The following is a 13,775-nucleotide window of genomic DNA, read 5'->3' as shown; positions in this document are numbered from 1 at the left end:
AATATTAAATACGGGAATGTGGATAATTGTGGAAAGAGTGAGAGTTAATGAAAGTATATAATAAATTAGTAAGAGATAAAATCCCAGAAATAATAAAAGCTGATGGAAGAGAATGTGATATAGACGTCGCAACTAAAGAAGAGAGGTATGAGCTTTTAGAAGCCAAACTAAAAGAAGAAGTTAATGAATTTCTGGAAGATAAGAACTTAGAAGAATTAGCTGATGTTATGGAAGTTTTGTTTGGACTTGCTGACAGCCTAGGCTTTAGTGAAGAAGAGCTTATTAAAGCTAGAGATAAGAAAAGAGAAGAACGTGGGGGATTTAAGGAAGGAATTGTCCTTAAAAGCACAAAATGATCTTGTTGTGAAAATATAACAGCAATAGAGGTAAATGACAGAATATGTTGGCTTTCTAGGTTATGTTCGCATGTTTAAAAAGATGGGCGTAAAAAATTCTAACTAAAAGCCGTATATGATTTTACTAAAGAGAGTTTACACAAAGTAAGCTCTCTTTTTATGTTAAGAAAAATATACAAATTTGGATCTTGAAAATCAAGTTATTTAAATAGTTAATGCATATTGGTCATACAAGAATCTTAAAATCCTATAACAAAGGGGGAGGTGGCTTAATCACTTTGTTTTGTTAAGTATACTCATATTATATTTTCTTACCTTTCACAAGGGTTATTTGTTAAGTGACGAGATAAAGTCATCTATCATAGATTTAAAGGTATCTTCTAAATCAACATCACCTTGAAAATATCCAAAGGAATATAATGAAATAAAACCATGTAAGAGACTTCTTAAAGTTCGGCTTTTATGAACCAAAAGAATTTCATCCTTAATGTAAGACTTTAGAATTTCATGAATAATATGAGTTATTTTTCTCATCAAATTAAATAATTCATTATTTTTAGTGCTAGGAATACTGATAAAAAGTTTATAAGCTGTCTTATTTTCAAAAGCGAATTCTTTATAAACACTAGCATATTCTCTTATGGCATCATAACCACTCTTGCCAATCAGCCTCTGCATCAATTTTTGATTCAGCTCATTTAACATATATACCGTCATTTCAATTTTAAGTTCATCCATATTATTAAAGTGATTATACAAAGAAGGATATTTTACATCCAATTTTTCAGCGATTTTTTGAAAATTAAGTTGATTAATACAAATTTCATCTGCTAGACAAAAAGAAACTTGAATAATCTTTTCTCTGGTTAGATTTCTTTTGTGCATACACTTTTCACTCCTATAACCTTATAAAAATAGTTTAATGTTTAAAAAAATATATATGTTGCTATAGTAAATTTACATTTAAAACTCTAATAAAGCAAATGTTAATCAAGAGCATGATGTTGAAACTTAATTGCAATATATAATTATAAAAACATTTTGGATTATATAATATAATTATAAACTATATTTTATAATTTACAAACTATAAAATATAGTTTATAATCAAATTGAAGATAATGAACAGAAAAATTAAGGGGGAAGTAATAGAAACTTTATCAAGATATTAGCAATTACTAATATTTTTTGTTCTTTAGCAAATTGTAATGTGGTGAAATTTGAGGAAAATTTATATAAAAGGCTATTCAGATGAGGTTACATGTAATTTTGTTCTTAATTTATACAAATAGAAAGGAGTATGCTTATGGAAATATGGAGAAAAAATTTAATAGTGTGTTGGTTTGGGATATTTGTTGCCGCCATAGGGATGAGTCAAATCGCTCCAGTATTGCCAATCTACATACAGCATCTTGGAGTTCAAGATACAGCATCAATTACAAAAATTTCAGGAATTGCATTTGGTATTACTTATGTAGTTTCAGCTATTTTTTCACCAATTTGGGGCAGTGCTGCTGATAAATATGGGCGAAAACCAATGATTCTTAGAGCAAGTCTTGGTATGGCCATAACTATAGGGTGTATGGGATTTGCACCGAATGTATATGTTCTAATAGGGTTAAGATTACTTCAAGGGGTAATCACAGGGTATAGCACAGCATGTACAGCACTTATTGCAACTCAGACAGATAAAGAAAATGCAGGATATGCTTTAGGTACACTTTCAACAGCAAATATTGCAGGTTCGTTAATTGGTCCAACAATTGGTGGGTTCATAGATGAGGCCTTTGGTTTACAAAGCGTATTTTTCATAACAGCGGCACTACTTTTGATCTCATTTATTACAACTGTTTTATTTGTAAAAGAATCTTTTACTCGAGAAGATAAAGCTGTTCTAAGCATTAAGGAGGTATGGAAGGCAATTCCAGAAAAAAACCTTACAATTACAATGTTTGTAACTTTCTTTGTATTAGCTGTTGCATTATATTCAGTTGAACCTATTGTAACAGTATATGTTAAGCAGTTATCCAATAATAGTAGTCATATTGTGCTTTTGGCTGGATTAACATTTTCAGCTTCAGGTCTTGCAAATATAATTGCTGCACCAAGACTAGGTAAACTTTCAGATAAAGTAGGGGCTCATAAAATAATACTAGCATGTACTATAGGTGCAGGAATAATTTTTATACCACAAGCTTTTGTAAAAGACACTTGGCAGTTAATGGGCCTTAGATTTTTATTAGGAATAGCATCTGCTGGACTTAATCCATCTGTAAATATCGTACTAAAGAAAATAACTCCAGCGTCTCTTACAGGCAGAGTATTTGGTTTTAACATGTCGGCAGGATATTTAGGGGCATTTGGAGGTGCAGTTTTAGGTGGACAGGTAGCAGGAAACTTGGGAATGAAATACGTATTTTTCATTACAAGTGCATTATTATTTATAAATGCAGTTTGGGTCTATTTCAAAGTTTATAAAAAACTTAGTTTAAATCAATAATTATTATATAAATAAAATGAATAAAAAGGAGAAAATAAAGATGGAAGATTTAAAATTAAACGAAAAGGAACTTATTAATGCTAAAACTAGCGCTCTTGTGCTTATAGATTTACAAAAAGGAATTGCAGCTGGAGGAATTTCAGGTTCACCTAATCCAGTTGATCAGGTAATTAAAAACGCTAGTAAACTAGTTAAGGAATTTAGTGAGAAAGGGGCATTTATAGTTTTAGTAAGAGTTTCAACTATAGATGGAAAAGATATGGTTAAGCCAAAAACAGATTTGGCCTCTAGTGGAATGAAATATCCAGAAGGCTGGGATGAGCTTATACCTGAAATAGCAGGAGCTAAGAATGCTCATATTGTTACAAAAAGGCAATGGGGAGCATTTTATGGTACAGATTTAGATTTACAGTTAAGACGTAGAGGAATTGATACAATTGTGTTAGGAGGAATTTCAACTAACATTGGAGTTGATACTACAGCAAGAGAAGCTTTCCAACATGGCTATAATCAAATTTTCGTAGAAGACGCAATGACAGCAATAAGTAAAGAAGAACATGAATATGTTTGTAAATATATATTCCCTAGAATAGGCAAAATTAGAACAAGTGAACAAGTGGTTTCTTTATTAAAATAGATATTAGAAGATAAATTTAGAAGAAGATATAGAACATATAGTTCATCATATCTTCTTCTTTTATATTATTAAAAAAATATAGGGGATTATCCTTGGCACTTTAAGATGTTAAATGATATTAGGCACATTCAAAAAATAACAAGTCTGCTTGCCATCAGAGGAAGCTCGACTCGCATTCGCTAGCTGAATAATCGAATTCACACAAAATCATAGATTGCATTGTGTGAAAGTTCTAAGAACGAAATATAGAATTTTGATTCTAACTTTTGGTTCACTGCTTATCTGCAACTTGCTCTAATATGCTCGCTATGAGGGCAATTGTCGTCCTTGCCTGATGAAAAATAATCATAGCAACTTTGGACTTTTTATTTATTTTCATATGCCTTATGGTGCATAAAGACGTATACAAGAACATAGTAAAGCAAGTTCAAGACAATATCATTTAAATCAATAAATTGAGAAGAATTCATGTTGAATATTGTCGAAAAGATGATAAGATAGAGACATGTCCTTACTCGAAAGCAACAAAAACTTAAAAAATATTTTTTGTTTAAATAAAAATCATAAGGACAAATAAAACATATAGAAGGAGAAAAACTAATGAGAAAGAATGGTTTAAGAAGAATAGTAACTACAGTTATTGCAGCTACAACAATAGGGAGTTTCTCATCATTAGGAGTATCTGCAGCTACAATTAATTCAAATATTAACGATTATAATAATGTTAATATAAATAATCTTTTAAATACAAATTTATATATGAATACTTCTAATGTAAATAACGTTGGTAATACAGATACAGTTTCAAAAAGTAGCACAAATGCAACATCAGTAAATGTACAGGGGTTACCTAATCTGCCGACAAATTATTCAATCAGCATGCAAAATTCTGCTGAGGATAAAATTCTTCAATTAATGAATGAAAAAAGAAAAGAAGCGGGTCTTCAGCCATTAACTATAGATAATACATTAGTGCAAGTTGCACGATATAAGAGTGACGACATGATTCAAAATAATTTCTTTGATCACACAAATCCAGACGGAACAAAGTGGACAAACTGGTTACACACAATAGGCTATACTTATACTACAGCAGGAGAGAATATTGCATATAACACTTCTGACCCAGTTGAATTATTTAATCAATGGTGGAACTCACCAGGTCATAGAGCAAATATGATGAATGAAAAATATACTAAGGTTGGTATAGGTGTAATCTACGGAAATAACAAATACATGGGAACTCAAGAATTCTCAAACTAAAGATTAGCAATAAAAATAAGAGCTTATGTAAATAGGCTCTTATTTTTTACTGTATAAGTGTAGGTGTAGGCTATAAATAAATAGTTATATATTTGCGCTTATTTTTATTAATTATTTATATATACGTTGCAAAATTAATTCTTCATCACAATTCTAAAAATATTGAAAGAATTTCAGCCGTAATTGTGAAATGTGCATTGTGAATTGCAACATATATACTAAAAATATCATATTCATATCTTTGGATTAAATCAATTATTAGGCGTAATCAGTATTTTAATAATATAAAATTGCTTTGTAACTTTATAAATAAATATACCTATTAATTCTAAAAGTATAGGATTAGAGGATTATTAAAATATAAGTGAAATATTGGAGATAAGATATTGAGATATACAATGCTAATTAATTATGTAACAAAAATCTTTGAAAATAATATGATAAAGTGTCAATGTTATGTGAAAAAAGTAAAAAATAGAATAAATATAATAGACATTATAATTTAAATTAAAGTATAATTAATGTATTGAGAAAAATATTGGGAGGGATAGTGATGAGATTTAGTAAAATTAAGTTATCAAACAAACTAATTATAGCATTTTCATTAATGATTATTCTAATTATGGGAGTATCCTCACTAGCTATACTTAGATTAAGTCAAATTAATGGAACTATTAATCAATTAATTGACGTAGAAAATGAGAAAGTATCAGCTGCATATAATATGAGAGGAAGCCTTAACAAAATTGCAATTAGCATAAGAAATATATCAATTAGCAATGATATGAATTATATGAATGAGCAAAAAAAAATACTAGATAAGAATAAAATTATTTATTATGAAAACGAAGATAAACTTGGTAGCTTAGTTTATACTGAAAAAGGAAAAGAAATATATAAAGAAATAAAGAAAAATTCTGAATTAGCATTTTCAGCATTTGATGAAGCTGTTAATTTAGGGATGAGAACTGGAGTATCAACCGAAGAACTTCAAAATATGATTACTAATATAGAGAAACCACAAGATGAATTACTTTTAAGTATAGAAAATATGATAGCTGCTCAAAATAATTTAATGAAATCACAAGGACAACTTTCTAAAGAGATAACAGATAGTTCTAAACAACAAATGGTTATACTATTAGTAGTAAGTATTATTATGGGAATTTTATTTATGCAGTTAATTAGAAAAAGTGTCATAAATCAAGTAAAAGAAGTTATGAATGGTGCAGGAAAATTGGCAGATGGTAACTTTGATATACAAATGAAAGTAGTTGCTAACGATGAAATAGGAAATACTGTAACTGCATTAAATGGTGCAGTTGAAAAACTGAACGAAAGTATGTTGTTTATTAAAGATAAAAGTAAAAGTATCCTTGAGAGCAGCGAATTAACAAATAAAATGTTTTCAGAGGTAAGTTCTAAAGTAGATGAAATATCAGCAGCGACAGAAGAAATATCAGCAGGAATGGAAGAATCATCAGCAGCTGTTGAAGAAGTTACATCTATGGCTGCTACAGTGAAAGAGGAAGTCAACGTAACAGCTAAAAAAGCACAAGATGGATTAAATGTTGCATTGAATATACAAGAAAAAGCGGTTTCAATCAATAATGATTCTATTAAATCAAGGGAAAATGCAGAGAGAATATATAGGGAAACAAAAATTGGATTAGAAAAAGCATTGAAGGAAGTTGAAGTTGTAAACGAGATATCAGAAATGGCAAAAAGTATAGATGCAATAGCAAACCAAACTAACTTACTTGCGCTAAATGCAGCAATAGAGTCCGCTAGAGCAGGGGAAGCCGGTAAAGGATTTGCTGTTGTAGCAGATGAGGTTAGGAAACTTGCAGAGCAGTCATCACTAACAGTTTCTGAAATTCAGAATAAAATAAATGCTGTATTAGCTTCAGTTGGAAAACTTTCAGGTTCATCACAAGATATCTTAGTATTTATAGAAAAGGAGGTTCTTAAAGATTATGATAAACTAATTACTATAAGTGCTGAGTATAAAAAGGATGGAGATACTGTTAAAGAAATTATAGGTAATTTTGCAGAAGTTTCTGAAAGTGTTTCTGAGTCTGTAGATCAAATTTCAAAAAGCATGGAAGATGTTGCAATTTCAGTATCAGAAGTAGCTAAATCATCTGCTAATATTGTTTCAAATGTTATTGATGTAAGCAGCAAAAATGAATCTATATTAGCTGCATCTAACAATAATGCAGAAAGTGCTTTAAAGTTAGAAGAAATTATAGAGCAATTTAAATTAAAATAAAATACAAATATAAGGAAAACGCTATTCATTAGTGAAAGTTGTGCGATATAAGAGTGACAAGATGATCCAAAATAACTTCTTTAATCACACAAATCCAGACGAAACAAAGTGGACAAACTGGTTACACACAATAGGCTATAATCATACTACAGCAGAAGAGAATATCGCATATAACACTTCTGACCCGGTTGAATTATTTAATCAATGGTGGAACTCGCCAGGCCATAGAGCAAATATGATGGATGAAAATTATACTAAGGTTGGTATAGGTGTAATCTACGGAAATAACAAATATATGGGAACTCAAGAATTCTCAAACTAATTATTAATAATAAAAATAAGAGCTTATGTAAATAGGCTCTTATTTTTTACTGTATAAGTGTAAGTGTAGACTATAAATAAGTGGTTATACATTTGCGCTTATTTATATTTACAATTAAGAGAGAAAGCATCAAACAAAACAGATAAGAGGAATTATGACAAATGAAATCATAAATCCTCTTATCAAAAGAACTAAAATCTAAAATGAAAATGCTGAGGTTCAAGGCAAATCTGTCTAAAATTCATAGCAAAGATAGCTTAAGTTTCCTAATTGGTAATCTCTAAATATAACTCTAGGGGTTAATTCTGAACTGCTGCCTAAAGCTATAAATAGTGGGACAAGATGATCTGCAGTTGGAACTGCTAAGTTAGCATGAGGAGCATATTTTTTATAGTTATTAAGGGCATTCATGTCCTTGTTTCCTATCTTGTCAATTAACCAATCATCAAATTCTTTAGACCAAGAATCAATTGTATTACTATCAAAATTAACTAATCTTAGATTATGAACTGTATTTCCACTTCCAAGAATTAAAATATCTTCAGAACCAAGCTCTTTGAGGGCATTACCTATTTTAATTTGCTTATCAATAGGTAGAGTATAATTTATAGAAACTTGAATAACTGGTATATTAGCTTTTGGATAAAGATGCTTTAAAAGAGTCCATGCACCGTGATCCAAGCCTCTTGTTAGATCTGTTTTTACATCAATACCTGAATTTATTAATTTATTTCTAATTTTTGTTGCAATAGTGCTAGAACCTCGTGCAGGGTATTTAATTTTATAGAGTTCTTCTGGAAATCCATAAAAATCATATACAGTATCATATATATCATCAGAAGCAGAAATAGTAAGTGTTTCAGTTGTCCAATGGGCTGTGAACACAACTATAGCTTTAGGATTAATAGATCCTCCAAGGTCATTTAAAAATTTAGTATACACGCTTTGCTCAATTGCCATCATAGGTGAACCATGAGCTAAAAATAAAGGTTTAATCATATAATAAACACCTCCAAATATTTTTGTTAAATTAAATATATAGTGCATAAATAATTATTTAAAACTTAATGATTTCCAAAAGAAATCAGCAGTAATTGGCCATTTAGCATTATCCTTAGAACATATAAGTTTTAAGGATTACCTTACATTAAGAATTAATGTAACTAAACTATAAATTTATTTTGCTCAGCGATTAATTTCTTTGTCATATTATTTAAGGTAGCAGAAGCTTTTGCAACTTCATTAGATAGCTTGTACATTTCGTCAGTAGAAGCAGATATTTCTTCAGATGAAGCTGATATTTCTTCGGCTATAGCAGATGTACTTTCAATCTTATCAAGAATATCGTCCTTTTCTTTATTTATTTCTATAGTTGCCACATTTACAGTTTGTACTTTTGGAATTACAGTTTTAATAACATCAATTATATTTTCAAATGAGTTTATAGTTTCATTTATAATACTAACTTGATTGTTAAGATCTGTGGTCATGCTATTTGTATCATCTTTTATTACATTAGTATCATTAGAGATATCAGATACTAATTTACTAATATTTTGAGATGAAGACTTTGTTTGTTCTGCCAAGACCTTTACTTCATTTGCTACCACTCCAAAACCCTTGCCGGCTTCACCAGCATTTGCAGCCTCTATAGATGCATTTAATGCTAACAAGTTAGTTTGATCTGCTATTGAATTAATAATTTGTACTATGTTATTTATTTCTTTTATATTGCTGCTAAAAGTAATGATTTTATTAGATAAATTTTTAAAGGATAAACTTATACTGCTTACTGTATCCATTAATAGCTTCATGCTTGAGCTGCTATTATTTGCAAGTTCATTCATTATTATTGTATTTTTATCTATATCTTTAGTGTTAATTACTATATCTTCAAGTTTGCTGCTGAAGATATTTAAAGTTGTAGTGATTTCCATTAGATTATTCGCTTGAGAATTAATTCCACTTGCTACCTCTTGCATTGAATTTGCCACATTATTAGAAGATGAGACCATGTTTTGAGATATAGTTGATAAATCACTTGAGTTTTCATCTATTATTAGAGAACTGTCCTTAGACATTTTAATCATATCTCCAATTGAGTTTTGCATGGTATTCATGGAGTTAGCGATATCACCAATTTCATCTTTAACGTATAAATATTTTTCACTTATCTTATTAGTAAAATTTCCAGTAGCCAATATATTTAAGGAATTAGAAGCATATCGGATTCTTTTAGATAGCCTATTTGAAATAATATAAATTACAAGAATTCCAATAACCAAAAACAATATAGATGTAAGGGTTATTGAGAATTTTAGAGAGTTAAGTTCTGATAGAAGTTCAGATTTCTCTAAAATAACAACTACCGACCATTTTTCTTTTTCGATTGGAGCAAAACCTCCATAAGATTCTTTTCCACCAAAAGTATATAAACTTAAACCAGTTTCACCAGCTATCATTCTCTTTTGCATATCAGCGATACCTTTTAGGCTAGGATCTTTTTCTGCTTCTTTTATAGAATTATATTGATTTAATGGCATGCTTGAATCCTTATAAGCAATGCTATTGCTTTGACTGTTAATCATGTAGGCACTTCCAGTTTTACCAAAAGAGATCTTCTTAATCATCTCACTAAGTTCCATTCCATCTCTAACTGATACTAATACGCCTATAATTGAGTCATCATTTTTTATTGGTACTGAATATATCATTGTCATTGCAGTTTTGTCTTCATTAACTTCAGGATCATTAATAAAATTTTCTCCAGACATTGATTTTTTAAAATAAGTAGTATCTTTTATATTAGTTTGTTCACCAGTAGTATATATAATGTTTCCATTCATATCAGCGTATCCCATTTTAATACTACCATTTCTTTTTGCTTCAGCTTTTAAAATAGTCATTAATTTATCTGGAGTATCATTGTTTAATGAAGCAGTCTTAGCAGTAACTTCCAGTGAATTTAATTGATTATCTAAATTAGCCTGAACAGTATTAGAAGCCTGGATAGCTATTTCAGGTAATGTCTTTGTAATATTTGATATTAAAGCGTTAGATGCATTAATATAAGAAATAATTCCAAATCCAGTGCTTACAACTAAGAGTAATATACTTATCAGAATAATTAATTTTGATTTTATAGTTTTTATAAACATAATTAAACCATCTCCTTAATATTTATTTCATAGTTTTCTTATCTTCATATAGATCTCGCATTTTTATAATCAAGTTCTGAGCTTTTAATAGTGATTGAGATAACTCAGATATTTCTTCATTAGAAAGAACATTAAATCGTTCTAAAAAAATATCCTCTCCAGCTGCAGCAACAGATGAAATAAGATTTAATGATTTATTTGATAGTGATAAATAAACAATTCTTTTATCTTTTTCATCTTGTTTTTTTATCAAGTAACCAAGATTATATAAAGCATTAATACTTCTGCTTGTATTTGGTACAGATATGTTTAATTTTTTACTTATTCTTGATGCTGTAGTAGTACCTTCAAAATGAATAAAATTCAGTATTTTTGAAAGAAGGGGAGTTATTTCTGTATTAGTTAGGTCTGGAATTAGATCTATAAACTCAACATTAAATAAACTATAAAAGTTAACCATATTTAAAATTAATTCTCTATTATCTTTTTTAGTCATATGAAAACTCCTTTGATAATTATTATTAATTAAGATATATTATAACAATATAGTTATCATTTGACAACTACTTTATAAGTTTTATATAGAAATTATTGACAAAGACAAAGTGGAAAAGATTTATTCTAAAAAGTTGCAGATTTTCTTGAGATTTCATAAAAAGAGTTTATGAATATGTATATTGAAGAAGATTTTGGGAAATATGAAATTAAGCAAATACTATGTTCTTTTTTTAGAAAAGATGGAAGCTGTGAAATTAAAGCATGTAAACCAGAAAGCTGCAAGAGGTATCGATTTACTGATAGACCTGAGAGTATTATTAGTTTAATTAATATAATTGAATCGACAAGCGTTTGTTATGTTGTATTTGAAATGATTGAAATATTAAAAAAGGAATATGGATTTAAAAGAAGAAAATAATTATATATAGTCATGATCAAATTTAACCTGATAAATAAAATTCAATCACAAAAAAATATAAAAACTGAGGATGGATTAATAAAAATGAGTAATATTAACAGTGCAATAAACGATTTTGAAAAATTTATAGAATTTATAGAAAATGAAAAGCCTATACTCTCAGCGACTCAGGAAGTATTAGGCAGAAAGGATTGCTATAATCTAAACATGATCCTTGAAAATAAAAAAGATGTAATAAATCCTAGTTATAATCAAGATAAATATTATGCAATAGACTTGATGTTTTCACTAGTTCTTGCAAGTAAGCTTTATATAAAGGCTAACGATGAAAAGGGAAAAGTAAGACTCTTTAAAACAGATAAATTAGAAAGCTTTCAAAATTTAAATGAAGATGAAAAATATATTTTCTTACTCCAAACTTATTGGACCCAATATGATTTTGAAACAAAATTTGATAGAACCCATAATATAGCAGCTTTTTACAATATTTTAGCTGAGATAGCTAGTGCTAAACAAGGAGATATAATTTTAAAAGATGAAAAGGATATTTCAAATGTAATGTATTCAACTGGGGCTGCATTTTTTCATCATTTAAAATTCTTTAGTTTTGGTGAACTAGAATTAATTAATGGCGCAAAAACAAAGTATGAAGATACGATAAAAAGTTTTTCTCCAAATGAATTTGGGATTAAAACAAGTATATTACTTCTAACAAGGGCTATTCAGTATTGGAATAAAGAAGATGTTCCAGTATTACTAGAGTATTATAATTTAAAAGTTACAACTAACAAAAACGAAAAAGCATTTGACGTTTTTAAAACCATATTTAAAGGGAACACTGTTAAAAATACAGTAGAAGAAAGTAAGATAAATAAAGGTGGAACGTATACTTTTAAAGTAAGTTTATCAAAGACTGTATGGAGAAAAATAAATTTAGCATATAAGCATACTTTTGGGGATTTACATAATGTTATTCAAGAAGCCTTTAAATTTGATAATGATCACTTATATGCATTTTTTATAGGAGGCAACAGAAGAAAAGGAATATACTGTAAGTATGCAGAGTATGAAGGACCTGTAGCAGAAACTACGACTATAGCAAGTTTGAATCTTTATAAAGGAGAAAGACTTCTATACTTATTTGATTTTGGAGATGAATGGGAATTTAATGTGGAGCTTACCGAAATAAATGAAGAAGGACCAATTCCTTTAAAACCTATGATAATGGAATCAAAAGGAAAGTCACCTCATCAGTACAGTGGAGGCTGGGGACTTTACGAATAACATAATTGTAAATAGATACTATTATTCTAATAATAGTTTTTCAATATTAGGGGTGCACGGATAATTAAAAAGCACCCCAATGTTAGGCATCAACGTCTTTTCATTTTAAACTAAGGCTAGCCTTAATAGATTTCCTAAGGCATCATATGAGCCTCTGACCAGCCTTAACTATATTTTCAGCTTTCTTAATTAGCCTGATTATTAGAAGCAATTATTTCTTTAAGCTGTACATTTTGATTTATGAATCTAGCTTTGCTTTTCTCAGATTTCAAATGAATTGCATTTTTAGGGCAATGATGTATACATGCTAGACATACTTCGCATTTATGGGAAAACTCAGGCTTGTTATTGACTTTAATATTATTTGCAGGGCAAACCTTTTCGCATACCTTACAGCTAGTACAATTATCCGTAACAATAAATCTCTTAGCTGCAAAATTATTGCTGATTTTATCTGCAAAGCCACGGCCATATTTAGATAGAGTATTTGATACGATTCCTTTTTTCACAAGAGAATTTCGTCTATTTGTAATATCAGCTATTATTTCACTCAGTTTTTCATCAATAACTTCTGGATTCTTATTTATTATCTCATCCTCCATCTTAAAGGCTGAAAGAAAATTATCAACCATCAGTATTTCATTTGTATAGTTGAACTTGATTCCAGATTCCTTGGCCACAAGCTCCATATGCCTTAACCCAGAGAATGCATTACCACCATATGTCATAATTGAAAAGAAGTAATCAGCTTTAAATTTTGACTTTTTTATAAAGTTACTAACTATTTTCGCCATTCCGAATCCATGACAAGGAAATACAAATCCTATGGCATCATCCTCAAATTCATATTTACCTTCCTTTATCATTTGAGGTATTGAATACAATTCTCCACCAATCTTTTTTGCAACATATAAACTATTTCCTGTAGCAGTAAAATAAAATATTTTCAAGTTAATTCCGCCTTTCATTATTTCAACTAATATTGATTTTTCAACACTTGTTCAATATAATAAATTTATCAATTAAGTTAATTCAATTCAATAGTTAAAACAATGGAATTTGTTTAT

At 29.1% G+C, this 13,775-nt stretch carries 12 protein-coding genes and 1 pseudogene; 8 read left to right on the top strand and 5 right to left on the bottom strand.

From position 1 onward, the window contains the following. The first annotated feature begins 47 nt into the window (after positions 1-47). The gene (locus tag F3K33_RS14475; RefSeq protein WP_039768728.1) at positions 48-356 is read left to right on the top strand and encodes a nucleoside triphosphate pyrophosphohydrolase; all 309 of its coding nucleotides are present in this window, start codon (positions 48-50) and stop codon (positions 354-356) included. A 327-nt stretch (positions 357-683) separates the two neighbouring features. On the opposite strand, the gene F3K33_RS14470 is transcribed toward F3K33_RS14475, so the two are convergent. Then, positions 684-1,241, bottom strand: coding sequence for a TetR/AcrR family transcriptional regulator (locus F3K33_RS14470; RefSeq protein ID WP_023975371.1), 558 nt, complete (start codon positions 1,239-1,241; stop codon positions 684-686). 421 nt (positions 1,242-1,662) lie between these two features. On the opposite strand from F3K33_RS14470, the gene F3K33_RS14465 reads away from it, so the two are divergent. From F3K33_RS14465 to F3K33_RS14445, 5 genes and pseudogenes are all read left to right on the top strand, one after another. After that, complete coding sequence (locus F3K33_RS14465; RefSeq protein ID WP_039768725.1) at positions 1,663-2,856, top strand: multidrug efflux MFS transporter; 1,194 nt, start codon at positions 1,663-1,665, stop codon at positions 2,854-2,856. Between the two features lie 40 nt (positions 2,857-2,896). Then, positions 2,897-3,493, top strand: coding sequence for an isochorismatase family protein (locus F3K33_RS14460; protein ID WP_017212962.1), 597 nt, complete (start codon positions 2,897-2,899; stop codon positions 3,491-3,493). A gap of 600 nt (positions 3,494-4,093) precedes the next feature. Next, the gene (locus F3K33_RS14455; protein WP_039768723.1) at positions 4,094-4,756 is read left to right on the top strand and encodes a CAP domain-containing protein; all 663 of its coding nucleotides are present in this window, start codon (positions 4,094-4,096) and stop codon (positions 4,754-4,756) included. 553 nt (positions 4,757-5,309) lie between these two features. After that, positions 5,310-7,028: a methyl-accepting chemotaxis protein gene (locus F3K33_RS14450; protein WP_039768721.1), complete on the top strand. Its 1,719-nt coding sequence runs from the start codon at positions 5,310-5,312 to the stop codon at positions 7,026-7,028. 25 nt (positions 7,029-7,053) lie between these two features. Beyond that, positions 7,054-7,350, top strand: a pseudogene (locus F3K33_RS14445) (CAP domain-containing protein); the annotation flags it as partial. 234 nt (positions 7,351-7,584) lie between these two features. Here F3K33_RS14445 and F3K33_RS14440 read toward each other — a convergent pair. From F3K33_RS14440 to F3K33_RS14430, 3 genes are all read right to left on the bottom strand, one after another. After that, positions 7,585-8,349 (bottom strand): DODA-type extradiol aromatic ring-opening family dioxygenase, encoded by a 765-nt coding sequence (locus F3K33_RS14440; protein ID WP_039768719.1) that lies wholly within the window; start codon positions 8,347-8,349, stop codon positions 7,585-7,587. A gap of 164 nt (positions 8,350-8,513) precedes the next feature. Next, complete coding sequence (locus F3K33_RS14435) at positions 8,514-10,508, bottom strand: methyl-accepting chemotaxis protein (RefSeq protein WP_051144766.1); 1,995 nt, start codon at positions 10,506-10,508, stop codon at positions 8,514-8,516. A gap of 22 nt (positions 10,509-10,530) precedes the next feature. Continuing rightward, positions 10,531-11,004, bottom strand: a complete 474-nt coding sequence (locus tag F3K33_RS14430) for a MarR family winged helix-turn-helix transcriptional regulator (RefSeq protein ID WP_039768718.1) — start codon at positions 11,002-11,004, stop codon at positions 10,531-10,533. Positions 11,005-11,178: 174 nt separating this feature from the next. Between F3K33_RS14430 and F3K33_RS14425 the strand changes: the two genes are divergently transcribed. Together F3K33_RS14425 and F3K33_RS14420 are read left to right on the top strand one after the other, a co-directional pair. Next, positions 11,179-11,424 carry a hypothetical protein gene (locus tag F3K33_RS14425; RefSeq protein WP_023976093.1) on the top strand — a complete coding sequence of 82 codons (246 nt, stop codon included), beginning with the start codon at positions 11,179-11,181 and terminating at the stop codon, positions 11,422-11,424. Positions 11,425-11,508: 84 nt separating this feature from the next. Further along, positions 11,509-12,708 carry a plasmid pRiA4b ORF-3 family protein gene (locus tag F3K33_RS14420; protein WP_039768716.1) on the top strand — a complete coding sequence of 400 codons (1,200 nt, stop codon included), beginning with the start codon at positions 11,509-11,511 and terminating at the stop codon, positions 12,706-12,708. A gap of 185 nt (positions 12,709-12,893) precedes the next feature. On the opposite strand, the gene F3K33_RS14415 is transcribed toward F3K33_RS14420, so the two are convergent. Further along, on the bottom strand, positions 12,894-13,658 hold the full coding sequence (locus F3K33_RS14415; RefSeq protein WP_039768714.1) for an EFR1 family ferrodoxin: 765 nt from the start codon (positions 13,656-13,658) through the stop codon (positions 12,894-12,896). Positions 13,659-13,775: the final 117 nt, after the last annotated feature.

It is taken from the genome of Clostridium beijerinckii (assembly GCF_008705175.1).
Lineage (GTDB): Bacteria > Bacillota > Clostridia > Clostridiales > Clostridiaceae > Clostridium > Clostridium beijerinckii.
The sequence above is the reverse complement of the archived record's forward strand: the minus strand, read 5'-3'. Positions and strand labels throughout refer to the sequence as shown.

Coding starts and splice junctions, on each gene's coding strand:
- F3K33_RS14475 (WP_039768728.1), top strand. CDS start 48: ATGAAAGTATATAATAAATTAGTAAGAGATAAAATCCCAGAAATAATA.
- F3K33_RS14470 (WP_023975371.1), bottom strand. CDS start 1,241: ATGCACAAAAGAAATCTAACCAGAGAAAAGATTATTCAAGTTTCTTTT.
- F3K33_RS14465 (WP_039768725.1), top strand. CDS start 1,663: ATGGAAATATGGAGAAAAAATTTAATAGTGTGTTGGTTTGGGATATTT.
- F3K33_RS14460 (WP_017212962.1), top strand. CDS start 2,897: ATGGAAGATTTAAAATTAAACGAAAAGGAACTTATTAATGCTAAAACT.
- F3K33_RS14455 (WP_039768723.1), top strand. CDS start 4,094: ATGAGAAAGAATGGTTTAAGAAGAATAGTAACTACAGTTATTGCAGCT.
- F3K33_RS14450 (WP_039768721.1), top strand. CDS start 5,310: ATGAGATTTAGTAAAATTAAGTTATCAAACAAACTAATTATAGCATTT.
- F3K33_RS14440 (WP_039768719.1), bottom strand. CDS start 8,349: ATGATTAAACCTTTATTTTTAGCTCATGGTTCACCTATGATGGCAATT.
- F3K33_RS14435 (WP_051144766.1), bottom strand. CDS start 10,508: ATGTTTATAAAAACTATAAAATCAAAATTAATTATTCTGATAAGTATA.
- F3K33_RS14430 (WP_039768718.1), bottom strand. CDS start 11,004: ATGACTAAAAAAGATAATAGAGAATTAATTTTAAATATGGTTAACTTT.
- F3K33_RS14425 (WP_023976093.1), top strand. CDS start 11,179: ATGTATATTGAAGAAGATTTTGGGAAATATGAAATTAAGCAAATACTA.
- F3K33_RS14420 (WP_039768716.1), top strand. CDS start 11,509: ATGAGTAATATTAACAGTGCAATAAACGATTTTGAAAAATTTATAGAA.